Source organism: Pseudoflavonifractor phocaeensis (assembly GCF_021531375.1).
Classification (GTDB): Bacteria; Bacillota; Clostridia; order Oscillospirales; family Oscillospiraceae; genus Lawsonibacter; species Lawsonibacter phocaeensis_B.
The window spans coordinates 16,708-42,500 of sequence record NZ_JADYTU010000004.1 but is presented as its reverse complement, the minus strand read 5'-3'; the positions used below and the strand labels follow the sequence as shown (position 1 = coordinate 42,500).

The 25,793-nt window shown below is 60.7% G+C and carries 25 protein-coding genes; 12 read left to right on the top strand and 13 right to left on the bottom strand.

The window, feature by feature from the left end:
* The first annotated feature begins 43 nt into the window (after positions 1-43).
* From I6E39_RS02900 to clpB, 4 genes are all read left to right on the top strand, one after another.
* Positions 44-796 (top strand): amino acid ABC transporter permease, encoded by a 753-nt coding sequence (locus I6E39_RS02900; protein ID WP_235379884.1) that lies wholly within the window; start codon positions 44-46, stop codon positions 794-796.
* An 11-nt stretch (positions 797-807) separates the two neighbouring features.
* Entirely contained in the window at positions 808-1,593 is a 786-nt protein-coding gene (locus I6E39_RS02895; protein WP_235379883.1) for an amino acid ABC transporter ATP-binding protein, read from the top strand.
* A 291-nt stretch (positions 1,594-1,884) separates the two neighbouring features.
* Positions 1,885-2,310: an Hsp20/alpha crystallin family protein gene (locus I6E39_RS02890; protein WP_235379882.1), complete on the top strand. Its 426-nt coding sequence runs from the start codon at positions 1,885-1,887 to the stop codon at positions 2,308-2,310.
* 169 nt (positions 2,311-2,479) lie between these two features.
* Entirely contained in the window at positions 2,480-5,074 is a 2,595-nt protein-coding gene (clpB, locus tag I6E39_RS02885) for an ATP-dependent chaperone ClpB (protein ID WP_235379880.1), read from the top strand.
* 140 nt (positions 5,075-5,214) lie between these two features.
* Here clpB and I6E39_RS02880 read toward each other — a convergent pair whose 3' ends face one another.
* Positions 5,215-5,868, bottom strand: coding sequence for a CatA-like O-acetyltransferase (locus I6E39_RS02880; RefSeq protein WP_235379878.1), 654 nt, complete (start codon positions 5,866-5,868; stop codon positions 5,215-5,217).
* A 139-nt stretch (positions 5,869-6,007) separates the two neighbouring features.
* Positions 6,008-6,889 (bottom strand): DMT family transporter, encoded by an 882-nt coding sequence (locus tag I6E39_RS02875; protein ID WP_235379876.1) that lies wholly within the window; start codon positions 6,887-6,889, stop codon positions 6,008-6,010.
* A gap of 109 nt (positions 6,890-6,998) precedes the next feature.
* On the opposite strand from I6E39_RS02875, the gene sfsA reads away from it, so the two are divergent.
* Positions 6,999-7,691 carry a DNA/RNA nuclease SfsA gene (gene sfsA / locus I6E39_RS02870; protein ID WP_235379874.1) on the top strand — a complete coding sequence of 231 codons (693 nt, stop codon included), beginning with the start codon at positions 6,999-7,001 and terminating at the stop codon, positions 7,689-7,691.
* Positions 7,692-7,818: 127 nt separating this feature from the next.
* Here the strand turns inward: sfsA and recR are convergent, their stop codons facing one another.
* From recR to ilvA, 3 genes are all read right to left on the bottom strand, one after another.
* Positions 7,819-8,421, bottom strand: a complete 603-nt coding sequence (recR, locus tag I6E39_RS02865) for a recombination mediator RecR (protein ID WP_235379873.1) — start codon at positions 8,419-8,421, stop codon at positions 7,819-7,821.
* Between the two features lie 117 nt (positions 8,422-8,538).
* Complete coding sequence (gene rpe, locus I6E39_RS02860; protein ID WP_235379871.1) at positions 8,539-9,183, bottom strand: ribulose-phosphate 3-epimerase; 645 nt, start codon at positions 9,181-9,183, stop codon at positions 8,539-8,541.
* 259 nt (positions 9,184-9,442) lie between these two features.
* Positions 9,443-10,663 carry a threonine ammonia-lyase gene (gene ilvA, locus I6E39_RS02855; protein WP_235379869.1) on the bottom strand — a complete coding sequence of 407 codons (1,221 nt, stop codon included), beginning with the start codon at positions 10,661-10,663 and terminating at the stop codon, positions 9,443-9,445.
* A gap of 181 nt (positions 10,664-10,844) precedes the next feature.
* Here ilvA and I6E39_RS02850 point away from each other — a divergent pair, with 181 nt between their 5' ends.
* The 6 genes from I6E39_RS02850 to I6E39_RS02825 all read left to right on the top strand — a co-directional run bounded on the left by I6E39_RS02850 (position 10,845) and on the right by I6E39_RS02825 (position 16,452).
* Positions 10,845-11,582 (top strand): 5-bromo-4-chloroindolyl phosphate hydrolysis family protein, encoded by a 738-nt coding sequence (locus I6E39_RS02850; protein ID WP_235379867.1) that lies wholly within the window; start codon positions 10,845-10,847, stop codon positions 11,580-11,582.
* A gap of 13 nt (positions 11,583-11,595) precedes the next feature.
* Positions 11,596-11,856, top strand: coding sequence for a hypothetical protein (locus I6E39_RS02845; RefSeq protein WP_235379866.1), 261 nt, complete (start codon positions 11,596-11,598; stop codon positions 11,854-11,856).
* Positions 11,846-13,045 (top strand): toxic anion resistance protein, encoded by a 1,200-nt coding sequence (locus I6E39_RS02840; protein ID WP_235379865.1) that lies wholly within the window; start codon positions 11,846-11,848, stop codon positions 13,043-13,045. The genes I6E39_RS02845 and I6E39_RS02840 overlap by 11 nt, the downstream gene beginning before the upstream one ends.
* 73 nt (positions 13,046-13,118) lie before the next feature.
* Positions 13,119-14,201 (top strand): TPM domain-containing protein, encoded by a 1,083-nt coding sequence (locus I6E39_RS02835; protein ID WP_235379864.1) that lies wholly within the window; start codon positions 13,119-13,121, stop codon positions 14,199-14,201.
* 119 nt (positions 14,202-14,320) lie between these two features.
* Positions 14,321-14,950, top strand: a complete 630-nt coding sequence (locus tag I6E39_RS02830) for a single-stranded DNA-binding protein (protein ID WP_235379863.1) — start codon at positions 14,321-14,323, stop codon at positions 14,948-14,950.
* A 116-nt stretch (positions 14,951-15,066) separates the two neighbouring features.
* Positions 15,067-16,452 (top strand): MATE family efflux transporter, encoded by a 1,386-nt coding sequence (locus I6E39_RS02825; RefSeq protein WP_478358204.1) that lies wholly within the window; start codon positions 15,067-15,069, stop codon positions 16,450-16,452.
* 60 nt (positions 16,453-16,512) lie between these two features.
* Here I6E39_RS02825 and I6E39_RS02820 read toward each other — a convergent pair whose 3' ends face one another.
* From I6E39_RS02820 to I6E39_RS02810, 3 genes are all read right to left on the bottom strand, one after another.
* Entirely contained in the window at positions 16,513-16,752 is a 240-nt protein-coding gene (locus I6E39_RS02820) for a hypothetical protein (protein WP_235379862.1), read from the bottom strand.
* A gap of 164 nt (positions 16,753-16,916) precedes the next feature.
* On the bottom strand, positions 16,917-17,636 hold the full coding sequence (trhA, locus tag I6E39_RS02815; protein ID WP_235379860.1) for a PAQR family membrane homeostasis protein TrhA: 720 nt from the start codon (positions 17,634-17,636) through the stop codon (positions 16,917-16,919).
* Positions 17,637-17,804: 168 nt separating this feature from the next.
* Entirely contained in the window at positions 17,805-17,975 is a 171-nt protein-coding gene (locus tag I6E39_RS02810) for a DUF362 domain-containing protein (RefSeq protein ID WP_235379858.1), read from the bottom strand.
* A 117-nt stretch (positions 17,976-18,092) separates the two neighbouring features.
* Between I6E39_RS02810 and I6E39_RS02805 the strand changes: the two genes are divergently transcribed.
* Positions 18,093-20,516 carry an ATP-dependent Clp protease ATP-binding subunit gene (locus I6E39_RS02805; RefSeq protein WP_235379856.1) on the top strand — a complete coding sequence of 808 codons (2,424 nt, stop codon included), beginning with the start codon at positions 18,093-18,095 and terminating at the stop codon, positions 20,514-20,516.
* Positions 20,517-20,578: 62 nt separating this feature from the next.
* On the opposite strand, the gene I6E39_RS02800 is transcribed toward I6E39_RS02805, so the two are convergent.
* The 5 genes from I6E39_RS02800 to I6E39_RS02780 all read right to left on the bottom strand — a co-directional run bounded on the left by I6E39_RS02800 (position 20,579) and on the right by I6E39_RS02780 (position 25,782).
* On the bottom strand, positions 20,579-21,700 hold the full coding sequence (locus tag I6E39_RS02800) for an ABC transporter ATP-binding protein (protein ID WP_235379855.1): 1,122 nt from the start codon (positions 21,698-21,700) through the stop codon (positions 20,579-20,581).
* 297 nt (positions 21,701-21,997) lie between these two features.
* On the bottom strand, positions 21,998-23,131 hold the full coding sequence (nagA, locus tag I6E39_RS02795) for an N-acetylglucosamine-6-phosphate deacetylase (RefSeq protein ID WP_235379853.1): 1,134 nt from the start codon (positions 23,129-23,131) through the stop codon (positions 21,998-22,000).
* On the bottom strand, positions 23,122-23,874 hold the full coding sequence (gene nagB, locus I6E39_RS02790; protein ID WP_235379851.1) for a glucosamine-6-phosphate deaminase: 753 nt from the start codon (positions 23,872-23,874) through the stop codon (positions 23,122-23,124). The genes nagA and nagB overlap by 10 nt, the downstream gene beginning before the upstream one ends.
* 13 nt (positions 23,875-23,887) lie before the next feature.
* Complete coding sequence (locus I6E39_RS02785; RefSeq protein WP_235379849.1) at positions 23,888-24,805, bottom strand: dihydrodipicolinate synthase family protein; 918 nt, start codon at positions 24,803-24,805, stop codon at positions 23,888-23,890.
* 53 nt (positions 24,806-24,858) lie between these two features.
* A complete protein-coding gene (locus I6E39_RS02780) occupies positions 24,859-25,782 on the bottom strand; it encodes a carbohydrate ABC transporter permease (protein ID WP_235379848.1) in 924 nt (307 codons plus the stop codon).
* Positions 25,783-25,793: the final 11 nt, after the last annotated feature.

Sequence of the window (25,793 nt, the reverse complement as noted above, 5' to 3'; positions counted from 1 at the left end):
GGAAGCCTTCCCGGTGCTGAAAACAGACACAAGGTGGGACGTCATGTTCGCGACAGTCATTGGTGCCCTGAATGTGGGCTTTTTGCAGACGCTGAAGCTGTTTGCGGTCACGCTGCTGGGGGCGATCCCGCTGGGTTTGATCGTTTCCTTCGGCTCCATGAGCCGGTGGGCGCCCCTCGGGCGTCCGGTGAAATGGTTTTTGGCAAAGACCCGGCGTGAGGCAGGCGGGTGCTCCCGTTTCCTGATGGGCCTTCGTCCGATCTCCCTGTTGACCCGGCTGCTGGTGTGGGTCATCCGCGGGACGCCCCTGATGCTCCAGTTGATCATTCTGTACTATGTGCCCGGCAAGGTACTGGATCAAAGCCCCTGGGGCAGCGGTGAGACGGGCCGGTTCCTGGCCTCGGCCATCGCCTTTATCATCAATTATTCCTGCTACTTCTCGGAGATCTACCGGGGCGGCATCCAAGGCGTCCCGGTGGGGCAGCAGGAGGCCGGCATGGTGCTGGGCATGACGAAGAGCCAAATCTTTTTTAAAGTTACGCTGCTCCAGATGATCAAGCGTATCGTGCCGCCAATGTCCAACGAGATCATCACCCTGGTGAAGGATACCTCCATCGCGCGCATCATCTCCATGCAGGAGGTCATCTGGGCGGGCTATGCCTTTATGAAGGGCTCCCACGGTTATTCCGGTCTGCTGTGGCCGCTGTTCTTCACCGGCGTCTATTATCTGGCCTTCAACGGCTTCCTCACGCTGTTTTTTGGCTGGATCGAGCGAAAACTCAGCTATTTTCGTTAGGGGGTGCCGCAATGCCGATTCTGGAAGTACATCACATCGAAAAACATTTCGGCGCCACCCGGGTCCTGGAGGACATCAGCTTCTCCCTGGAGGAGGGCAGGGCGCTAGCCATCATCGGCTCCTCGGGCAGCGGAAAGACCACTCTGCTGCGATGCCTGAATTTTCTGGAGACGCCTGACCGGGGGCAGATCCTGGTCAGAGGCAAGACGCTTTTTGACGCCGGTGATCCCGCCACCCAGCGGGAGAGTGAGATCCGGAAAAAACGGCTTCACTTCGGCATGGTGTTCCAGTCCTTTCATCTGTTTCCCCAGTACACCGCGTTGGAAAACGTGACCCTTGCTCCGCGGCTGCTGGCCAAGGAGCGGCCGGATTTCAAATCCACCAGGAGAGAGATCTGCGGAGAGATCGAGCGCCGGGGAAAGGAACTGCTGGACCAGATGGGGCTGGCCGACCGGGCCAGACACTATCCCCACCAACTCTCCGGCGGACAGCAGCAGCGGGTGGCCATTGCCCGAGCCTTGGCCATGAAGCCGGATATCCTCTGCTTTGACGAGCCCACCTCCGCCCTGGACCCGGAGCTTACCGGCGAGGTGCTGAAGGTCATCCGGTCTCTGGCTGAGCAAAAGACCACCATGATCATCGTCACCCATGAGATGGCGTTTGCCCGGGATGTGGCCGATCAGGTCATCTTTATGGACCGGGGTGTCATCGTGGAGCAGGGAGAGGCCCGGCAGGTCATCGAACGTCCCGCACGGGAGCGTACCCGCCAGTTTTTGGCCCGATACGCCCAGCAGTGAAAGAACAACGGACCGGCGCCCAGACGGGCGCCGGTCCGTTTGTATGATGTGTTGATTGACCGCATAGAGGGATGAGATGCCGGCGGCGGGGCCAGCAGGGGAAGGGATCATCAAGGGAAGGTCGAAATAGCTAATATTAGCACTCTTAAATATAGAGTGCTAATATTTACAATTTAGACACACTCTTTGCGAGAAATGTTCATAATCCCGGGCTATACTAAAGACAAATTTAAGAAGGACCTGAAAGCGGACACAGGGTCCGCCCAAAGAGGTCCGAAAGGAGTTTTTATTATGTATAGTCTGATTCCCTTTAGCCGTACCAACAGTCTGAACAACCTGTTTGATGATTTTGAGCGCAGCTTCTTCCCTGCGGAGCACCGCCAGATGCCTGCCTTCCGTACCGATATCAAGGACGAGGGCGACCACTACCTGATGGAGGCCGAACTGCCCGGCTTCAATAAGGAGGACATCGACCTGGACGTGAAGGACGGGATGCTGACTGTCTCCGCCCACCACGAGGAGACAGTGGAGAACAAGGACGACGCCGGCAAGTACATCTGCCGGGAGCGCCGCAACGGCAGCTACAGCCGCTCCTTTGACATCACCGGCATCCAGGAGGACGCCATCGGTGCTTCCTATGAAAATGGTGTGCTGAAGCTGACTCTGCCCAAGCTGGCGGAGATCCAGCCTCAGAGTCGTAAGATCGCCATTCAGTGACCCGATCCGGACAGGGGCAGACCGACGGTCTGCCCCTGTTTTTTGGAAAAATCCAAAGATCCCTCTTGAAAAAGAGAAAGACATGGTATATGATTAAATTAGCACTTAAGAATATAGAGTGCTAATCTTTGAGAAACTAAACCCGAGGTAAAGGAGGGTTTCATCCATTATGAACATGAATCAGTTTACACAGAAGTCTCTCGCCGCGATTCAGAACGCCCAGAGTCTGGCGCAGGAGTACGGCAACCAGCAGATCGAGCAGCAGCACTTGCTGCTGGCCCTGGTCAGTGACGGCGAGGGCTTCATCCCCCAGCTGCTCACCGCCATGGGCATGACCGTTCCCAGCTTTGAGGCGGCGGTCCGGGCCGAGGTGGGCAAGCTGCCCAAAGTGTCCGGCGGCGGCCGGGAGGCGGATAAGGTCTATGTGGCCCAGGATGTGGACAGGGCTTTAAAGGGGGCGGAGCAGATTGCCCAGTCCATGAAGGACGAGTATATCTCCGTGGAGCACATCTTCCTGGGACTGATGGACAGCGCCAACAGCGCCCTGAAGGAGCTGTTCCGCACCTACAACGTGAACCGGGAGAAGGTCATGCAGGCGCTGGCCAACGTCCGGGGCAACCAGCGGGTCACCAGCGACAACCCGGAGGATACCTACGACGCCCTGAAGAAATACGGCACCGATCTGGTGGAGCGGGCCCGGCAGAACAAGCTGGACCCGGTCATCGGCCGGGACGATGAGATCCGAAACGTGATCCGTATCCTGTCCCGGAAATCCAAGAATAACCCCGTCCTCATCGGCGAGCCCGGCGTGGGCAAAACCGCCATCGCCGAGGGACTGGCCCAGCGGATCGTCAAGGGGGACGTGCCCGGCTCTCTGAAGGACAAGACCATCTTCTCCCTGGATATGGGCAGTCTGGTGGCCGGAGCCAAGTACCGTGGCGAGTTTGAGGAGCGGCTGAAGGCTGTCCTCAACGAGGTGAAGAAGTCCGAGGGCAGGATCATCCTGTTCATCGATGAGCTGCACACCATCGTGGGGGCGGGTAAGACCGAGGGCTCCATGGACGCCGGCAACCTGCTCAAGCCCATGCTGGCCCGGGGCGAGCTGCACTGCATCGGCGCCACCACTCTCAACGAGTACCGCCAGTATATCGAAAAGGACGCCGCCCTGGAGCGTCGGTTCCAGCCCGTGATGGTCAACGAGCCCACGGTGGAGGATGCCATTGCCATCCTCCGCGGCCTGAAAGAGCGCTACGAGGTGTACCACGGTGTCAAGATCACCGACGGCGCTATCATTGCCGCCGCCACCCTGTCCAACCGCTATATCACCGACCGCTTCCTGCCCGACAAGGCCATCGACTTGGTGGACGAGGCCTGCGCCATGATCCGTACGGAGATGGACTCCATGCCCACCGAGCTGGACGTGATCCAGCGGAAGATCATCCAGCATGAGATCGAGGAGGCCGCCCTGAAGAAGGAGACTGACAAGCTGTCCCAGGAGCATCTGGCCGAGATCCAAAAGGAACTCTCCGATATGCGGGAGGAGTTCAAGGCCAAGAAAGCCCAGTGGGACAACGAGAAGGGGGCTATCGGCAAGGTCCAGCAGCTGCGCGCCGATCTGGAGGAGGCCAACGCCGCTCTGGAGAAGGCCCAGCGGGAGTACGACCTGGAGAAGGCAGCCGAGCTCCAGTACGGCCGCATCCCCGAGCTGAAAAAGGCTCTGGAGGCGGAGGAGCAGATCGCCAATGACAGCAAGGCACGTTCCCTGCTCCGGGATAAGGTCACCGAGGAGGAGATCGCCCGGATCATTGAGCGCTGGACGGGTATCCCGGTCTCCCGCCTGATGGAAGGGGAGCGGGAGAAGCTGCTCCATCTGGAGGACATCCTGCACCAACGGGTGGTGGGCCAGGACGAGGCCGTCCGTCTGGTGTCCGAAGCAATTTTGCGCAGCCGTGCCGGGATCGCTGATCCCAGGAAACCCATCGGTTCCTTCCTGTTCCTGGGTCCCACCGGCGTGGGCAAGACTGAGCTGGCCAAGACTCTGGCCGAGGCGCTGTTCGACAGCGAAAAGAATCTGGTCCGTATCGACATGTCCGAGTATATGGAGAAATTCTCCGTCTCCCGGCTCATCGGCGCCCCTCCGGGATATGTGGGCTATGAAGAGGGCGGCCAGCTCACCGAGGCAGTCCGCCGCAAGCCCTACTCCGTCATCCTCTTTGACGAGGTGGAGAAGGCCCATCCCGATGTGTTCAACGTACTACTCCAGGTATTAGACGACGGATGTATTACAGATAGTCAAGGCCGGACTGTGGATTTCAAGAACACCATCATCATTCTGACCTCCAACCTGGGATCTCAGTTCCTGCTGGACGGCATCCAGGACAACGGCGAAATCAGCCAGGAGGCCCGGGACCAGGTGAACGAGCTGCTCAAGCGCTCCTTCCGGCCCGAGTTCCTGAACCGGCTGGACGAGATCGTGTTCTACAAGCCACTGACCAAGGAGAATGTGACCCATATCGTCGATCTGCTGGTGGCCGATCTGAACAAGCGTCTGGCCGACAAGCAGCTGACGGTGGAGCTGACCCCCGCCGCCAAGCAGGAGATCATCGACGAGGCCTACGACCCCATCTATGGCGCCCGGCCCCTGCGCCGGTACCTCCAGCACACGGTGGAGACCCTCATCGGTCGGAAGATCATCGCCGACCAGGTAGAGTCCGGCGCCACTCTGACAGTGGACTGCCGGGACGGCCAGTTGGTCGTAGTGTAAGGACCTATATGCGAAAAAATCCCTCTGGAAGCTTCCGGAGGGATTTTTTTGCCGGCTGCGGCCCGCCGCCTCTGACGGAGGACTGGAACAGTTGCGGGCGCAAACTCTGGGGGGCCAACATGGACGGCCCTGTTTTATGTTTACAGGAACTGGGAAAAGTTGTCCATGTCTGCCTGAAGTCCCTCCAAAAATTGATGGATGTGGTAGCCGTCGGTGGCGGCGTGATGGCAGGTGATGGACAGGGGGAGAATCAGGGAGCCGTTCCGGGAGAATATTTTTCCCGCCTCCACCGAGGGAAAGTAGTAGGGCTTGTTGTCGTAGCTGTGGACGGCAAAGTGGGAGAAACTGATCCACGGGACACAGGAGATGGTGTAGGCGTTGGGGGGCGGCGGCGTCTGGGACTGAGCCAGAAAGCCGTGGTTGTCCCCATACGCGGTCTGGTTCTCAAGATAAGCCCGGTAAAAGTCGGAAAATTGCGACTGAAAAGGAGTCCACATCATGGAGAAGGTCTTGTCGTCTGGATGAAAGGCGGCGTACAGTGGGGTGAGGGAGTCAAAGTACCCCAGAACGCCGTCTTGCTCCGCAAGGCGAAATTCCACCTGATGGTTGAGCCGCCGGGTGACCAGCCACAGGTAGGCGGGGAAGAATTTCAGTCCGGCCTCCCGCAGAACATGGCGCAGAGATGTGACATCCAGCTCTACAGTGAGAGAGTAGCCGGTGGGGGCCATGCGGGAGAAGTAGCAGAAGATCTCCCGGCGGGGCCAGGAGGCGAGGTCAATGGGGGTAAAGTTCATGGGGCATCTCCTTTCGGTGTTGGGATGAGGGATCACTACCATCATAGGCGAAAAGAGAGGCTAAGACAATAAACGGACCGTTGAGATGGGAAGAAAAGGGCGCGCCGTGGAAAAACGGCGCGCCCTTTGTCACTTTGAGTCAGGAATTTTTTTGCGGGGAGCGGTTCAGCAGGAGGATGGCCCCAAAGATGGCGGCCATGCCCAGCAGTTTAAAAGGCGTGACCGCCTCGTGATAGACCAGGATGCCCAGCAGAGCGGCCACGAAGGGCTCGGCGGTGGCCAGGATGGCAGCCTTCCCCGCCTCGGCGTATCGCAGGCCCTCGGTGTACAGCAGGTAAGGCAGGATGCAGCACACCACCCCGATGCCCAGACCGCCCACGACGGCCCGCCAGTCGGCCAGCAGAGCCAGGTCCCGGTGGAGACCGGACAGGGGCAGGGAGAAGGCGGCGGAGAAGAGGAAGGTGTAGAAGGTGACGGTGGAGGCGGAGTATTTTTCAAGGGCGAACTTGCAGAAGATGGAATATAGGGCATATCCAAATCCGGAGCCCAAGCCAAAGAGAATGGTGGGAAGATTGACGGACTGCTGTCCCAGAGGGAGCAGTCCGGTGACCAGGACGCAGCCGGCGAAGGTGAGGGCCAGGGCGCCTACCTTCAGAGACGTGATCTTCTCCTGGAAACAAAGGGCGGACATCAGCGTGACAAATACGGGAGAAGTGTACAGCAGCACCGCGGCCACCGACATGGAGCTGCGGGAGATGGCGTTGAAGTAGCACCAATTGAAGAACAGCAGGGAGCAGACTCCCGTGCCGAAAAAGTAGTACCAGTGCCGGGGGTCGATCCTGAGGGCCTGCCGGTCAGTGCAGGCTAAAAACAGACCGTAGAGCAGTGCGGAGACGGTCACGCGGACAGCCACCCCTTCCATAGAGGACAGGCCGGCGGCGGTGAGCAGCTTCAAAAAGACGCCGATGCAGCCCCATAAGGATGCGGCGGTGATGATGTACAGGTAGGCTTTTTTCTCCATGTGTCTTGCCTCGTTTCCGGAAATCGAATATACTGGGCTTTGATCAAAGATGACCGACACGCCTGATCGGTGGACATTATCATACCAGAAACCATGGGGGAAAGACAAGATGCGCTATCCAAATATTTGCCAGGGGACCTTTCTGGCCCGGCCCAATCGGTTCATCGCCCATGTGGAGGCAGCGGGCCGGATGGAGGTGTGCCATGTCAAGAATACGGGCCGCTGCCGGGAACTGCTGGTGCCTGGGTGCAGGGTGTACCTGGTGGAGAGCGGAAACCCGGCCCGCAAGACCCGGTATGATTTGGTGGCGGTGGAGAAGGAACGGGAGCCTGGTCCCCTGCTCATCAACATGGATTCCCAGGCTCCCAACAAGGTCTTTGGGGAGTGGGCGGCCTCGGGAGCGTTCCGGCCGGGTCTGACCCTGCTGCGTCCGGAGATGACATATGGGAATTCCCGCTTTGATTATTACTGGGAGGCATCGGGAAACAGGGGTTTTGTGGAAGTGAAGGGGGTCACCCTGGAGGAAAACGGGGTAGCACGGTTCCCCGATGCCCCTACCCAGCGGGGGGTCAAGCACCTGGAGGAGCTGATAGCCGCCCGGGCGGCGGGCTATGAGGCAGCGGTATGCTTTGTGGTTCAGATGGAGGGAATGAACTGGCTGGAGCCCAACGACGCCACCCATCCGGAGTTCGGCGCCGCGCTGCGCCGGGCAGCCAAAGCCGGGGTGGAGGTGCTGGCTCTGGAGTGCCGGGTGACGCCGGACAGCCTGACGGCAAAACGCCCGATCCCCGTAAGGCTTTGAGGGTTGGCATAGAAATACCTTCGCGTGACGGCGAATTACTTTCTGATACAATAAGGACGCCGCGGCCGGTCACGGCCGCGGCGTTCCTATTCGGTTTATATTCAAATGGTAATGATAGACGACGGTATTACATCTCTCTGCGGCCCTCCAAAGCCCGCATTAACGTGGCGTCGTCGGCATACTCCAGGTGGCTGCCCACGGGGATGCCGTAGGCCAGCCGAGTCACCCGGACGGCGAAGGGCTTGAGCAGCCGGGACAGGTACATGGCGGTGGCCTCTCCCTCGGTGTCTGGGTTGGTGGCCATAATGACCTCGGCCACGCCGCCGGCTGCCACCCGCTCCACTAGAGACTTGATGTGCAGGTCGTCGGGACCTACATGGTTCATGGGGGAGATGACCCCGTGGAGCACATGGTACAGCCCGCCGTACTCCCGGGAACGCTCCATGGCCACCACGTCCTTGGGGTCGGCCACCACGCAGATGAGGGAGTGGTCCCGCTTGGGGCTGGCGCAGATGGCGCAGGGCCCGTCTCCCTCGGTCAGGTTCTGACAGACGGGGCAGCAGTGGATGGCGGTCTTGGCGTCCACGATGGCCTGGGCGAAGGAATTGGCCTCCTCCTCTGACAGAGACAGCACATAAAAGGCCAGCCGCTGGGCGGATTTCAGGCCGATACCGGGCAGCTTGGCAAAGTGCTCCACCAGATTTTCCAGAGCGGGGGGGAAATACTGCATGGGGGTGACCTCCAAAAGATGCACGGACCCGTAGGGCGGGGGCTTGCCCCCGCCGTTCCATGGCGGTGCGGATATGGTGGGCGGCGGGGGGCGAACCCCCGCCCTACAAAAGACTATTTACACACGCAGGGCTTGGATAGCGGCGGGGATATCCTCCTTGCCGTAGACGGCGGAGCCGGCCACCAGCACGTTGGCGCCAGCCTCGACCACCAAGGGAGCGATCTTGGGGGCGATGCCGCCGTCCACCTCCAGCTCACAGGCGGGGTTGTACTTGTCGATGATGGCACGAACCTGGCGGATGGTGTCCAGTTGGGACTCCATGAAGGACTGGCCGCCGAAGCCGGGTTCCACCGTCATGACCAGCACCATGTCCAGCTGTTCAATGTAAGGCAGAATGGCGCGGGCGTCGGTGATGGGCCGCAGGGCCACCGCCTTTTTCACGCCGCACTGGTCCATGACTTTAAGGGCCTCAGCGATGCGGGTGGGATGGTCGGCCTCCAGATGGACGGACAGCAGGTCCGCCCCGGCCTTGGCGAAATCCTCGATGTACCGCACCGGCTTGTCGATCATCAGATGGACGTCCAGAAACATGTCGGTGCACTTGCGGATGGACTTGACCACCGGGATGCCGATGGTGATGTTGGGCACAAAGCAGCCGTCCATCACGTCCACATGGAGGTAATCGGCGGAAGATACCTTTTTGATGTCCCGTTCCAGGTTGACAAAGTCGGCGGACAGGATAGAGGGGGCGATCTTGATCATAACAGGCTCCTCACTTTCCATTCAATCATACATGACATACGGGGGGCGGCAGCCAGGGGCAGTTTTGCTCCGGCGCGCATAGGATGCAGGGCGGAGAAGGGGAGCGCCTTCCGCTCCCCGGGTGCCCCGGGACCGGGACCTGCTCCAGGCCCAGCCCACGGCCGAAACCTGTCCCGGGAGATCCGGACGGTCCGCCGCTTTCTGATAGCCGCCCGCCGGCGGCAGAATGCAGCCGGCGGGCGGCGCTGAGTGCGTTCGCTCAGGTGTAGAAGTCGCCGGTGTCGGTCTCTGACACCTGATAGCCCTCCTGGCGCATGGCGTTCAGGATCTGCTCCTTGTGGTCGTGACCGAAGGCCTCCAGCGTGACCCGGAGCTCCACGCCGGATTGGCGGTTGATGTTGACGAACTGGTTGTGCTCCAGCTTGATGATGTTGCCGTTGTTTCGGGCCAGCACCTGGGCCACCCGCAGCAGCTCGCCGGGGCGGTCGGGCAGCTGGACGGCGAAGGTGAAGATCCGGCCCCGGCAGATCAGACCGTGCTGGACCAGAGAGGCCATGGTGATCACGTCCATGTTGCCGCCGGACAGCACCGACACCACGTTCTTGCCCTGGTAGCCAAGGTGACGCAGGGCGGCCACGGTGAGAAGGCCAGCGTTTTCCACCACCATCTTGTGCCGCTCCATCACGTCCAGGAAGGCCTCCACCAGTTCGCCGTCCTCCAGAGCCAGCACCCGGTCCACGTTCTGCTGAACATAGGGGAAGACCTTGTCGCCGGGGGTCTTGACGGCCACGCCGTCGGCGATGGTGGTGGCGGTGGGTAGGGTAACAACATGGCCGGCCTCCAGACTGGCCTTCATGGAGGCGGCGCCGGTGGGCTCCACGCCGATGACCTCCACATTGGGGTTGAGCAGCTTGGCCAGGGTGGACACGCCGGCGGCCAGTCCGCCGCCGCCAATGGGCACCAGGATGATGTCCACGTCGGGCAGGTCCTGGAAGATCTCATAGGCGATGGTGCCCTGGCCGGTGGCCAGAGTCAGGTCGTTAAAGGGATGGACATAGGTGAGGCCCTGCTCCTCAGACATCTTGGCGGCCAGTTCGGCGGCGTCATCAAAGACCTCGCCGTGAAGGACCACGTTGGCCCCGTAATCCTTGGTGTTGTTCACCTTGACCAGGGGGGTGGTGGTGGGCATGACGATGGTGGCGGCCACACCGGCGGCCTGGGCCGCGTAGGCCACGCCCTGGGCGTGGTTGCCGGCGGAGGCGGTGACCAGTCCGCGGGCTTTCTCCTCTTCGGTGAGAGTACTGATCTTAAAGTAGGCCCCTCGAATCTTGTAAGCGCCGGTGACCTGCATGTTTTCGGGCTTCAGGTACACGTTGTTGCCGCAGCTTTTGGACAGGTAGGGAGAGTGAATCAGAGGGGTGGGGCGCAGGACGCCCTGGAGCACGCTCCGGGCGTTTTTAAACTCTTCGAGGGTCAGCATATGGAATCTCCTTTATGTTATAAAAGTTCTGACAAAATCATACTCAATCTTTCCTCAGAAGTCAATGCAAAGCGTCCCGGCCCGGGCAAATTTCTTGACACCCCTTAGCATAAGGGGGTACAATAAAGTAATTCAGATCCTATGGTTGAAGCGGCCCCAAGGGGCGACGGAGGAAAAGAATATGGCCAAGCATGTAAAGCGTTCTGTGCTCCCTATCTATCTCATCGGCGTGACCTGGTTGGTCTATGCACTGCTGTTCCCACTGCACACGGTGATGCAGTTCATCACCTGCGCTGTGGCGTCCCTGGTAGTTTTTGTAATCGCCAAGGCCGTCTTCCCGGACAAGACCTATGAGATCCCCGGCGAGCCGGAGCCGGAGAAAAAGGCCGCGCCCAAGCAGGAGAAGAAGGCGGAGCCCAAGTCCACCGGAAACCCGGAGATCGACGCCCTGATCAAGGAGCGGGACCGGGCCCTGTCCGAGATGCGCCGGCTCAACGAGAACATTCCCGACGAGAAGATCTCCGCCCAGATCGACCACCTGGAGGAGGTCACCCGGAAAATCATCGACCATGTGGCGGCCAACCCCAAAAAGCTCCCCCAGATCCGCCGCTTTATGGACTACTACCTGCCCACCACCCTGAAGATCCTGAACGCCTACGACCGGATGGACTCCACCGGCATTTCCGGGGAGAACATCAGCGCCACCAAGGCCAAGGTGGAGGGAATGATGGACACCATTACCCAAGCCTTTGACAAGCAGCTGGACGCCCTCTTCGGAGAGGAGGCTCTGGACATCTCCACCGACATCACTGTCATGGAGAATCTGCTGGCCCGGGAGGGCTTCGGGCGCATGAACATCAACAACAGCGCCAGGGACGGCAAGGAGTCCGGCGGCGATGGGATCAAGCTGGAGCTGTGAGGAGCCCGGAACGATGAGATGCCGCAAGCGAAACGAAAAGGGAATGCGTCTGCGCACCGCTGTCATCTGGACGGTCTGGACCGGGTTGGAGACCGTACTGATCCTGAAAGAGTTTTGTTCTCCCTACCGGGACGGCGGACGCCTTTTTCTGTACATCTGCACGCTGATTTTGGTTCTGATAGGCTGCATATGCTTCTGGCGCCGCTATCTCACCTGTGATAAGACAACAAACAAATCTGACGATAAATTAGGAGGAAACGACCATGAGCGATGAACTGAATCTGACTCCGGAGCTGACCCTGATGCCCGAGACCGCGACTGTTGCTGCCCAGGCCCCCGCGGCTCCCGCCCTGACCCTGGATACCTCCGCTGATACCGCCCAGGCTGCCGCAGAGGCGGCCCAGAAGGAGCGGGACGCCAACGCCGTCAAAGTGGACGAGTCCATGCTTACCGAGGCGGAGCGGAAGATGGTGGATGAGTTCTCTCAGAAGATCGACATTACCGATTCCAACCTGGTGCTCCAGTACGGAGCCGCCGCCCAGAAGAATGTGGCGGCCTTCTCCGAGAACGCCCTGAACAACGTGAAGACCAAGGATCTGGGCGAGGTGGGCGAGGCCCTGTCCTCCCTGGTGGTGGAACTGAAGAACTTCGGCCAGCAGCCGGAAAAGAAGGGCATTGCCGGCTTCTTCCAGAAGAAGAAAAACGACCTGGAGGCCATGAAGGCCAGCTACTCCAAGGCGGAGACCAACGTGGACAAGATCGTCAAGGTACTTGAGAACCATCAGGTGGTCCTGATGAAGGACATCGCCATGTTCGACCAGATGTATGAGCTGAACACCAAGTATTATAAAGAACTGACCATGTATATCATCGCCGGCAAGAAGCGGCTGGAATACCTGAGAACCCACGATCTGGAGGACCTGCGGAAGAAGGCGGAGCAGAGCGGAGCTCAGGAGGACGCCCAGGCCTACAATGATTTCGCCAACCTGTGCACCCGGTTTGAGAAGAAACTCCACGACCTGGAACTGACCCGGATGATCTCCATTCAGATGGGACCCCAGACCCGTCTGCTTCAGAACAACGACACCCAGATGCTGGAGAAGATCCAGTCCTCTCTGGTGAACACCATCCCCCTGTGGAAGAGCCAGATGGTGCTGGCTCTGGGTCTGGAGCATGGCCGTCAGGCCACCGCCGCCCAGGCCGCCGTCACCGATATGACCAATGATCTGCTGCGTAAGAACGCCGACATGCTGAAGATGGGCACCATCGAGACGGCCAAAGAGGCCGAGCGGAGCGTGGTCTCTATCGAGACCCTCCAGCACACCAACCAGCAGCTCATCTCCACCCTGGACGAGGTCATGAAGATCCAGACCGAGGGCGCCCAGAAGCGGAAGGAAGCGGAAGCCGAGCTGGGAAGGATCGAGGGCGAGTTGAAGCAGAAGCTGTTGGAGCTGCGGGGCTGACAAGAAGCGCCGAATCCCCGAGCAGGGGAGCTTGGAGCGGTATGTATCTGACCGCGGAAGATCGAGGTATATTATGAAAATTTTCCAAAAAACCTGGATGGCGTGGATCATCACCGCCGCCATGATCGTGGGAGCTGTGGGCATCGGCCTGAGCAAAGGGAGCAGCAGCGCCGCTCCCGCCCCCTCGGGGCTGGATGATTCCCTGTCTACCGGAGCCTATGAACGGTGGATCGGGGACTTTGCAGGCGTACTCTCCCAGAACGAGGAGGAGCAGATCTGCCTCTACAATGCCAACTGGGACAAACGGTACGGCAGCATCATCGTGGTAGAGACCCTGGCCAACACTCCCAATACCAGCCTGGAGGAGTACACCTACGACCGGGCTGAGGAATTTGAGTTGGGTGCCTATGACGGTTATCTGACCATCGACCCCCAGAGCGGCGACGCCTATTTTGCCGTGGGTATGGACTACCCCCTGTCGGACAGCGAGGTGGGGGTCTATCTCAGCCAGTACCTCTACGACAATGTGGCGGCCGGCGAATACGGCCAGGGCGTGCTGACCCTGTTTGCCGCCCTGAACCAGTACTATCTGGACAACTACGGCGACGGTTCCGCCTCTGCGGTGTATGCCCAGTCCGGCGAAGCTTCCGGTATTTGGGGATGGATCATGCTGTTGATCATCATTCTGGTCATCGCCACCATCGCGGACCATCTGCGCTACGCCTCTTACCGCCAGCGGTACTACGGGGTTCCCAATCCCCCGGTAGTTTTCCGGCCCATCCTCTTCTGGCACGGGCCGGCTTACGGCTGGTACCGCCGGCGTTGGCGCCGTCCGCCGCCGCCGCCTCCCCCCAGAGGGCCTAAGGGTCCCGGCGGACCGGGAAGCTTCGGGGGCGGTCCCAGCGGTTTCGGGAGCAACTCCAGACCGGGCGGGTCCTCCTCCCGGTCTAGCAGCGGCTTCCGGGGCGGTGGCTTCAGCGGAAGCGGCTTCGGCGGTTCCCGGGGCGGCAGCTCCGGTGGGTTCCGGGGCGGCGGCTTCTCCGGCGGCAGCTTTGGCGGTTCCCGGGGTGGCGGCGGAAGCTTCCGTGGGGGCGGCTTCGGCGGCTCCCGGGGCGGCGGCTTCGGCGGAGGCCGAGGCGGCGGTTTTGGCCGCTGATCTTAACAACGAAAAAAGGATGGCCGCGGGGCGGCCATCCTTTTTTGCTTCATGGGCATACCGGACCGTTGTCTCTCATATAAATCGGAGGAACAAACGATTCAGGAGTGTGATGACCCATGAGACAGAACTCCGCTGACCTCAACCGCATCCAGCTGCACGGCCGTGTGGAAGCTCCCCCGGTCCTTTCCCACAGCAACCACGGCGTGGAGTTTTACCGGTTCCCCATAGCAGTGGTCCGGCTGTCCGGAGCGGAGGACCGGATCAACGTTGTGGCGGCCGGACCGCTGCTGGACCGGTGGGGCGCCCCGGAGCCGGGGGAGGAGCTGACGGTGCGGGGAGAAGTACGTACCTTTAACAACCGAACGGGGGTGGGGAACCGCCTGGTCATCAGTACCTTTGCCAAGGAACTGGTCCGGGAGCAGGGGGAGGACGAAAACCGGCTAGAGCTGACCGGGACCCTGTGCAAGCCCCCAAGTCTGCGGACTACCCCGCTGGGCAGGAGCATCTGCGACATGATCCTGGCGGTGAACCGGCGGTACGGGAGGGCAGACTATCTGCCCTGTATTGCCTGGGGCAGTTTGGCCTACCGGTGCGGGGACCTGGCAGTGGGGGACCAGCTGCGGCTGAACGGACGGCTCCAGAGCCGGGTGTACACAAAGACTGTGGAGGAACGGACCGAGGAACGCACCGCTTTCGAGGTATCGGTCATGTCCATGAGCCAGAAGGAGGATGCCGTTACCGGGTAAGTCCTCGTTTTTTTGACTGAGACCGCGGGGTGACATTGACATTAAAATTGAATTCCTCTATAATCTATCTTTATGTAAAAGAAGCGCTGAAAAGATAGATTGAAGGAGGAACACCCGTGGAACGACCCGCCAATGAGAACAAAATGGGCGTGATGCCGGTCAATCGGCTGCTACTGAACATGGCGGTGCCCATGATTATTTCCATGTTGGTCCAGGCACTGTACAATGTGGTGGACAGCGTCTTCGTTGCCAAACTCAGTGAAGACGCGCTGAATGCGGTGTCCCTGGCTTTCCCGGTACAGAACCTGATGATCTCGGTGGCGGTGGGCACCGGCGTAGGGATCAACGCCCTGCTGTCCCGGAGCCTGGGCCAGAAGGATCAGAAGCTGGCCGACCAGACCGCCCTGAACGGCCTGTTCCTGGCGCTGCTCAGCTGTCTGGTATTTACGGTTCTGGGTCTGACCTGCTCCCGGCTGTTTTACACGGTGCAGACGGATATCGCCGGCATTGTGGACCGTGGCACCCAGTATCTGACCATCTGCTGCGGCATGAGCGCGGGCTTGTTCGCCGCCGTTACCTTTGACAGGCTGCTTCAGGCCACCGGCCGTACCGTCCTGACCATGGTCACCCAGGCGGTGGGCGCGCTGACCAATATCATTTTGGACCCCATCCTGATCTTCGGTCTGTTTGGCTTTCCAAGAATGGAGGTTGCGGGCGCCGCTCTGGCTACCGTTATCGGCCAGATTGCCGGGGGATGCCTGTCTCTGGTGTTCAATCTGACCCGAAATCCGGACATCCACCTGTCGCTGAAGGGCTTCCGGCCAAGCCGCCGGGTCATTGGAGGCATCTACAGCGTGGGTCTGCCCTCCATCGCCATGCAGTCCATCGGCTCGGTGATGGTTTTTGGCATGAACCAGATCCTCATCGCCTTTACCGCCACCGCCACCGCCGTCTTTGGCGTCTACTTCAAGCTCCAGTCCTTTATTTTTATGCCGGTGTTCGGCCTGAACAACGGCATGGTGCCCATTGTGGCCTATAATTACGGGGCAAGGAAGCCGGACCGGATCGTCAAGACCATCAAGCTCAGCGTCATGTACGCCATGGGGATCATGTTCCTGGGCTTTTTAGCCTTCCAGCTGGCGCCAGACCTGTTCCTATCTATGTTCCTGGCGGAGGGAGAGACCAGCGGCGATCTGCTGTCCATCGGCGTGCCCGCGCTGCGGACCATCTCCATTAGCTTTTTGTTTGCAGGCTTCTGCATCGTGTGCTCCTCGGTGTTCCAGGCCCTGGGTCACGGTGTGCTCAGTCTGGCGGTGTCAGTGGTACGCCAGCTGGTGGTGCTGCTTCCGGCGGCCTTCCTCCTGTCCAAGATCCACGGGCTGGATACGGTGTGGTGGGCTTTCCCCATTGCCGAGGTGTTTTCCGTCACCCTTTGTACGATTTTTCTGCGCTGGGTATACCGCAGGGAGATCGTGGAGAACGGCGGAGACCGTTTCCAATGATGAATGGAATATCAATGAAAAATGTCGCGCCGGCCGCTGTTGCAGCGGCCGGCGTATGCTTTAGTTCAGATAATCTCCCACCGGGGACGTGTTGTACTGCTTGATGATCTTGATGAGAACAGAGCCGTCCTCTAAAGTCTCTTCAGAGAGGATTTTGTGCTGGACACGGCCGCGCTCCAACTGCTGCTTGTAGCGCCGGACCTCCTCCTGGACGGCGGACGCGGCGAGGTCACGGTCGGCATCCTCTTTGAGGAGAAAGTGGAGGGTCTGCTGGATGCAGGCGGCTTTGATGCGTTTCATACTTGTGCTCCTTTCTGTGTACAAAAATGTGAGGTGCAAATAAATGAACTATTTTGGCTACATTCTTATCATAACACTTGTTTTTTAAAAATTTCAAACACTTTTTTTACATGAAAATTCAATAAAAAAGCCGGGAGCGGAAGCTCCCGGCCTGGGCGCTGCTCTTACAGCAGGGCGATGACCTGATACATGAGAATGAAGTGGGCCGCGCTGCCCAGAAGAATAAAAACATGGAAGATCTCATGGCAGCCGAAGCGGGGATTGTTCCGTCCGGGCCACTTCACGGCGTAGAGAACGCCGCCCACGGAGTAGAGAATGCCGCCGGCCAGCAGCCAGAAGAAGCCGTAGGCGGGCAGGGTGCGGTAGATGGGGACGATGGCGAAGATGGCCAGCCACCCCATGGCCAGGTAGATGACGCTGGTGAGCCACCGGGGGATGGACAGCTTGGCAATGGTCAGGACAAGACCGGCGGCGGCCAGTGCCCACACGGCGGCCAGCAGAGCGGGGCCGCCGCGGTCTGCCAGAGCGGTGAGACAGATGGGGGTGTAGCTGCCGGCGATGAGCAGGTAGATGGAGCAGTGGTCGTATTTCCGAAGGGCGATGCGGACGGGGACCGACGTATTGAGACAGTGGTACAGGGTGCTGGCGGTGTACAGGCCGATCATAGACAGACCATAGACCAGAAACAGCCAGAAATGGAGCCATTTACCCAGCCCCGCGGCGCGGACCAGCAGGGCGGCGGTGCCCAGTACGGCCAGCCCGGCGCCCACGCCGTGGGTGATGGCGGACCAGGGACGCAGACCGTCGTAGGGGTCCCGGACCTCCCGGCGGCGGGGGGCGGGGCGGAAGAAGGCCTGATTTACAGAAACAGCATTGGAACGCATAGAGGGACACTCCTTTCCTTGGGAGGGACGGATCGCTTACTGTCCTCAGTATATCCCAATGGATGGAGAATATCAATATGAAAAATGACCAAATATAATTTTAAATATTAGATTAAGAGATAAAAAAGACGACGCCGAGCATTTCCCGGCGTCGTCTCTTTCATGTAATTAGCCCTGAGAGATCGCGCTCATGGGGCAGGTATCCGCGCAGGAACCGCAGTCCAGGCAGGAATCGGCATTGATCTCGTAATGATCAGCACCCTGAGCAATGGCGCCCACGGGGCAGGCATCCGCGCAGGAACCACAGCTGATGCAAGCATCGCTGATGACATAAGCCATAGTAAGTACACCTCCCTTAAAATGTACATTCATTCTATCACATCTTTCTAAAAATGCAATGCTAAATTTTAGAAAAGGCGGGCATGCTTAAAAAAGATTTTGGATGAGGTGAAATGTATGGCAGACAGTCGTTTTACATCCACAGCCCTGGGGGCCATCCGCCTGGCCCAGGAAAACGCGGCCCAGTTGGGGCACAGCTATGTGGGCAGCGAGCATCTGTTGTTGGGCCTGGCCTGTCAGGAATACAGTCCCGCGGCCAATGCCCTGCGGCGGGCTGGAGCGGACAGCAAGACCCTGCGGGCGGCCATCGCCCAGCGGGTGGGCATCGGGGTGCCGGCCCGGGCGCTGCACCAGGGGCTGACGCCCCACTGCTGTCAGGCTATCCAGGGGGCAGTGGGGGAGAGCCGGCGGCTGGGACAGCGGGCGGTAAATTCCGAGCATCTGCTGCTGGGCCTTCTGGGGGAGGAGAACTGCGCTGCGGTCCAGCTGCTGCGGGAGTGCGGTGTGGACGGGGGACGGCTCTACCAGACCGTCACCGCATCTCTGGGGGAAGAGAATCTGCCGCCCCGGAGGGCGCGGGAGCCGGAGCAGAGAGCTGTGCCTGACACCCGCCAGTTGGACCAGTGTGCCCGGGATCTGACCCGAATGGCGGCTGAGGGCAAGCTGGACCCGGTGATTGGCCGGGAGGAGGAACTGGAGCGGGTGATCCAGATCCTGTCGCGGCGGACCAAAAACAACCCCGCCCTGATCGGGGAGCCAGGGGTGGGTAAGACCGCCGTGGTGGAGAGCCTGGCGCTGGCCATCTCCGACGGCACCGCTCCGGCCCATCTGTTGGGGCGGCGGCTGTGCGCCCTGGACCTGTCCGCCATGGTAGCGGGGACCAAGTACCGGGGAGAATTTGAAGAAAAGCTGCGTCATGTGCTCAGCGAAGTGCGAAAGGCTGGGAATGTGATCCTCTTCATCGACGAGCTCCATACCATAGTGGGGGCCGGTAGCGCGGAGGGAGCCATTGACGCGGCCAATATTCTAAAGCCGGCCCTGGCCCGGGGAGAGATACAGGTCATCGGGGCCACCACCATCGACGAGTACCGCCGGCATATCGAAAAGGACGCCGCGCTGGAGCGCCGCTTCCAGCCGGTGACCATCCGGGAACCAAGCCGGGACCAGACGCTGACCGTTCTGCGGGGACTGCGGGGACGGTATGAGACTTACCACCATCTGACCATCACCGACCAGGCCTTAGAGGCGGCCGTGGATCTGTCCATCCGCTACCTGCCCCAGCGGTTTTTGCCGGATAAGGCCATTGACCTGGTGGACGAGGCGGCCGCCAAAGCGCGGCTGTGGGGGCGGGAGCTGCCTCCGGAGCTGAAGGAGCTGGAGGGCCGGGCTGTCCAGGCCGGCAGGCAGATGACACAGGCCATCCGGGAGCAGGATTTTGAAAAGGCCGCCATGATGCGGGACGCGGAGAGCGATTTTCGCCGCCAACTGGAGGGGGCCCGGAGCAAATGGCTGGCCGGGCAGGGGCCCAGACAAGTGGAAGAGCGGCACATCCGGGCGGTGCTGAGCCAGTGGACTGGCGTGCCGGTGGAGGGGCCCGACGAGACGGACCGGCGGGTGCTGGCCCAGCTGGACCGGGAGCTGCGCCGCAGTCTCTTGGGCCAGGACCGGGCGGTGGAGGCGGTGACCCGGGCCGTCCGGCGCAGCCGCCTGGGCCTGAAAGACCCCAGGCGGCCGGTGGGATGCTTCTTGTTCCTGGGCCCCAGCGGCGTGGGAAAGACCCAGCTGTGCCGGGCCCTGGCCCAGGCCCTCTTTGGCTGTCAGGAGGCGCTCATCCGCTTCGACATGTCCGAGTATATGGAAGCTCACACGGTATCCCGGCTCATCGGCTCGCCCCCGGGCTATGTGGGACACGAGGAGGGGGGACAGCTCACCGAACGGGTGCGGCGGAACCCCTGGTCTGTGGTGCTGCTGGACGAGCTGGAGAAAGCGCACCGGGACGTGTGGTCTGTCCTGCTCCAGGTGATGGAAGAGGGAGTGCTGACCGATGCCCAGGGACGAAAAACCGACTTCCGGAACACGGTGCTTGTCATGACCTCCAACCTGGGTGCGGGCCGCTTTGCCCGGGGCCGGCAGCTGGGCTTTTCGGCGGGGGGTGCCGCGGAGCGGGAGGAGCTGGAGCGGGCGGTGCTGTCTGATGCCCGGAGCACCTTTTCCCCCGAGTTTCTCAACCGTCTGGACTCCATTTTGGTGTTCCATCCGCTGGACCGGGAGACGCTGGGCGCCATTACCCGCCAGCTGCTGTCCGAGACCGGCAGCCGTTTGAGCCGTCTGGGAGTGGAGCTGAAGGTGGAGGACCCGGCAGTGGAGCTGCTGGCGCGCCAGGGCAGCGACCGGGAGTATGGGGCGCGGCCGCTGCGCCGGGCCATCTCCGCCCTGGTGGAGGACCCGGCGGCGGACCTGCTTTTAGAGGGACGAATGAAGAAGGGAGATACGCTGAACGTGGTGGCGGAGGATGGCAGAGTCCAGGTCCGTCTGGTGTGAAGTCAGTCTGAAACTGAAAAAACGGGAACTGCCATAGGCAGTTCCCGTTTTTCTGAGTTGGATTACACCAGCAGGTTCCTCTCGGTGCTGGGATCGAAGAGATGGATGAGCTCGGAGGGGAAGGTAAAGCGGATCTGAGTACCATAGGGGATGCCGCCGCGGTGCTCGGCGGGCAGCTCGGTGGTGGGCACCCGCAGGACGATGTCCTTGCCGTTGCTGCTGACGTGGAGATAGATCTCGCTGCCCATCATCTCAGACACATCGACCTGAGCGGAGATGGTGTGCTCGCCGCCCTCGGGGGCGAAGTGGACGTGCTCGGGACGGATGCCGATGGTCACATCCATGCTGTCCAGGCCCTTGTCGGCCAGCTTTTTCTGGACGTCGGCGTCCAGCTGCATCTTGGCGCCGTGGACGGAGATGGAGTAGCCGCTGCCTTCCTTCACCAGCTTGCCGTCGAAGAAGTTCATCTGGGGGGAGCCGATAAAGCCGGCGACGAACAGGTTGGCGGGGGAGTTGAAGACCTCCTGAGGTGTGCCGATCTGCTGGATGAAGCCGTCCTTCATGATGACGATACGGTCACCCAGAGTCATAGCCTCGGTCTGGTCGTGGGTAACGTAGACGAAGGTGGTGTCGATGCGCTGACGCAGCTTGATGATCTCGGCGCGCATCTGGTTACGCAGCTTGGCGTCCAGGTTGGACAGAGGCTCGTCCATCAGGAACACCTTGGGCTCACGGACGATGGCGCGGCCGATGGCCACACGCTGACGCTGGCCGCCGGACAGCGCCTTAGGCTTGCGGTCCAGATACTGGGTGATGTCCAGAATCTCAGCGGCCTCACGGACGCGGCGGTCGATCTCGTCCTTGGGGAACTTGCGCAGCTTCAGGGCGAAGGCCATGTTTTCGTACACGGTCATGTGGGGGTAAAGAGCGTAGGACTGGAAGACCATGGCGATATCACGGTCCTTGGGTTCCACGTCGTTCATCCGCTTGTCGCCGATGATCAGGTCGCCGTCGGAGATCTCCTCCAGGCCGGCGATCATGCGCAGGGTGGTGGACTTGCCGCAGCCGGAAGGACCGACCAGAACGATAAATTCCTTGTCGGCGATCTCCAGGTTGAAGTCGTGGACGGCGGTTACCTTGTTGTCATAGATCTTCTTTACGTTCTTCAGGGATACAGTTGCCATGTTTACAGGGCCGTAAGAGTTCCGCATCCGCAAAACTCCCTTGCCCACGAAGAGCGAAACTCCGTGGACGTTGCGACAGGTCTCCACACTGCCGTACCGCCGGCCCGGCGGGATTGGTCTCCTCCTTTTTTATGGCTCCGGGCGCGCTATAAGGTAGGAGTAGCGCACCGGCGCCTATTTCAGATTAGGACAGGTTGCCAAGCTCTATTGTACCATGAAAAATGCTGATTTTCAAGGTGGTATCTCCATCAAATGTGGAGATATTTGACAGACTTTTGTCCGTTGTACCGGCCGGGATCACTGCTGTACCAGCGCGCCCTTGAATACGATGGCCCGGATGGCCAGCGTGTCCTGGTCCAACAGGACGAAGCTGGCCTCCTTGCCCTCCTCCAGGCTGCCGGTCCGGCCCTCAATGCCGATGGACCGGGCAGGGTTATAGGAGCAGGCCCGCACCGCGTCCTCCAGGGGGATGCCGAAAGCCACAGCCTGGCGCAGACAGCCCATCAGGCTGGTGACCGACCCGGCCAGCGTCTCGGGATGACCCACGATGGTGGCGCGGTTGCCGTGGACCTCGATCTCCTGGCCGCCGAAGGGATACTGGCCGTCAGGCATACCGGTGGCCCGCAGAGAGTCGGAGATCAGGATAACGCGCTCCTTGCCGAAGAGCTGGAACGTAAGGCGGACCACGCTGCCGTGGATGTGGACGCCGTCACAAATCAGCTCGGGCATTACATGGGAGGCGTCAGAAGCGGCTCCGATGACAGCGGGATCGCGGTGGTGCAGGGGAGGCATGCCGTTGTAGAGGTGGGTGGCGTGGTCGGCGCCGGCGGCAAAGGCGGCGCTGGCCGTGTCATAGTCTGCCGTGGTGTGTCCCACGGAGACATGGATGCCGTCCGCCGTGGCGGCCTTCACGAAGTCCAGACCGCCCGGCTCCTCGGGAGCAACCGTGACCAGCTTGACGCAGCCCTCAGCGGCCTCCTGGAGGCGGCGGAGCATGGCTACGTCGGGGGCATGGAGGAAGTCACCGTTCTGGGCGCCCTTTTTGGCCATGGAGAGGAAGGGACCCTCCAGATGCAGCCCCACCAGCTCGGCACCGCCGGCGTTTTTGGACCGGTGGGCGGCGGCGTTTTTGCAGATGGCGGTCAGTTCAGGCTCCAGCAGGGTCATGCCGGCGGGGCAGATATAGGTGACGCCCTGGCTCAGCTCATAGTCGGCCATGCGCTGCAGGCCGTCGGGCGTAGCGTCGCTGAAGTCCTCGCCCACGCAGCCGTGGAAGTGGACGTCCACAAGTCCGGGGATGACATAGCAGCCGGCGGCGTCCAGCGTCTGGCTGTCGCCGCTGGCGGCGGAGAGCAGAGCGCCGTTGGTGCAGACGTCGCGGGTTACAAAGCCCTGTTCCAGATCAAATACCTGGCCGCCTGTTACTCGCATACGGGCACCCCCGCGGCGACCAGCTTGCTCAGAGCGGCCTTGTCGCCCACCAGGACTACGTCGCTGTGGAGCTGGAGGATGGAAGCGGGACAGTGGGGATCAATGGGGCCGCAGAAGGCGTTGTACACGGCGTCGGCCTTGTCGGCGCCGCTGGCGATCAGCAGCACCCTGCGGGCGGCCATGATGCAGCCGATGCCCATGGTCAGAGCCTGACGGGGCACATCGTCGGCGCTGGCGAAGAAGCGGGCGTTGGCGTCGATGGTGCTCTGGGTCAGATCCACCACATGGGTCTCCTTCACGAAGATGTCGGCGGGCTCGTTAAAGCCGATGTGGCCGTTGCGGCCCAGACCCAGCAGCTGAAGGTCGGCGTAGCCCAGGGAGCGGACCAGCTCGTCATACCGGGCGCACTCGGCGACGGGGTCGGCGGCCAGACCGTTGGGCACATTGGTGTTGTTCACATCAATGTCGATGTGGTCAAAGAGGTTGGTCTGCATGAAGTAGCGGTAGCTCTGGTCATGGGTGGGAGCCAGGCCCTTGTACTCGTCCAGGTTGACAGAGCGGACCTCCTTGAAGCTGAAGTCGCCCCGCTGGTTCCAGGCGGCCAGCTGCTTATAGGTGCCGACGGGGGTGGAGCCGGTGGCCAGACCCAGCACGCAGCTGGGATTGCGGATGACTTCCGCGGAGATCAGGTTGGCCGCACGGCGGCTCATGGCGTCATAATCTTCGGTCAGATAAATTCTCATGGGAAATCCCTCCTCAGCAGTATTTGGCGATGGCATCCTGGATCTGCTTGGAGCAGGCGTCCACCACGGCCTTGTCGGAGTCGATCAGGTTGGCCAGAGGAGCGCGGACGCCGCCCATGTCCAGACCATACTGCTGCTTGATGACTTCCTTCATCACGGCGTACAGGTTGCCGTGGGCGGAACACAGCTTGTAGATGATGCGGCAGATCTCGTTCTGGATCTTGGCGGCCTCAGCCATCTTGCCGGCGTGGAACAGGTCCCACACCTTCAGGAACAGCTCGGGCATCACGGCGTAGGTGCCGCCGATGCCGCCAGTAGCGCCCATGGCCAGGCCGGAGATGAACTGCTCGTCGGGACCGTTCATGACCACGAAGTTCTCTCCGCCCTCGTCCTTCCACATCTGGATGTCCTGGGTGGGCATGGAGGAGTTCTTCACGCCGATCACACGGGGGTTCTTCAGCATCTCTTGGAGCAGGGGGATGGACAGAGCCACGCCGGCCAGCTGGGGAATGTTGTAGATGATGAAGTCGGTGTTGGGGGCGGCGGCGGAGATGTCATTCCAGTACTGGGCAATGCCGTAGGGGGGCAGATGGAAGTAAATGGGGGGGATAGAGGCGATGGCGTCCACACCCAGGCTCTCGGCGTGGGCGGCCAGCTCCTGGCTGTCCTTGGTGTTGTTGCAGGCAACATGGGCGATGATGGTCAGATCGCGGCCCTTGGCCTCGGCCATCACGTTCTCCAGCACCAGCTTGCGCTCGGCCACGCTCTGGTAGATGCACTCGCCGGAGGAGCCGCCCACATACAGGCCGCGGACACCCTTGCCGGCCAGGTGCCGGACCAGAGCCCGGGTGCCCTCGGGGGAAATGTTGCCCTGCTCATCATAGCAGGCATAGAAAGCGGGAATGACGCCCTGATACTTTTTGATGTCCATTACAATCAAACTCCTAACTTGAATGATTTTGATTCTGCGTTCCTACTGGGGTCTTAACCCTTGACAGCGCCCATGGCGATGCCCTGGGTGAAGTACTTCTGGAAAACGAGGAACACGATGATGATGGGGATAGCTGCCAGAGCCGCGCCGGACATAAGCAGGCCCATGTCGATGGAGGTCTCGGCCTGCATGGTGGCGATGCCCAGGGAGATGGTGAAGTTGGCGTTGCTGGTCAGCATGACCAACTGCATGAAGTAGTCATTCCAGGAGTTGATGAAGGTGAAGATGGCCAAAGCGCCGATGCCCGGCTTGATCATGGGCAGGACGATGGTGGCAAAGGTGCGCATCTCGCCGGCACCGTCCACACGGGCGGCTTCCAGGATCTCACCGGGGATGCCCTCGGAGAACTGCTTCATCAAGAACACGCCGAAAGGCCAGCCAACCGTGGGGAAGATGACGGCCCAGAGCTTGTCGATCAAGTGCAGGGAGGACATTTCCCGCAGCAGAGGGATGAGGATGACCTGCTTGGGCAGGGCCATGGCGCACACAATGAGAGAAAACAGAATGGCCCGGCCGGTAAAGCGCTTCTTAGCCAGAGCATAGCCGGCCATGGCGGCGGTGATGCAGGTGAGGATCATAGCCATGACAGCCATGAATACCGTGTTCACCAGCCAGCGGATAGCGCCGGGGACCGTGGGACCCACCGAGAAATAGGCCGCTTTACCGGTAAGAACCTCAGAGAAGGGGATGCCCAGCTCCCACAGGGGGGCGGAACGGCGGACAAAGAGCTTTTCAAAGTTGGCCGTGGTCCATTCAGTGGGCCACAGGGACGGGGTGGTGGCATAGATGTCCTGGCTGGTCTTGAACGCGCCGGTGACGATCCAGTACAGGGGGAACATAAAGAGAATGGCCAGGATGATCAGCACGATCAAGCTGAAGGCCCGGTAGGCCTTGGTGCGGTTGGAACCAATTTTCATCGTTTATTCCC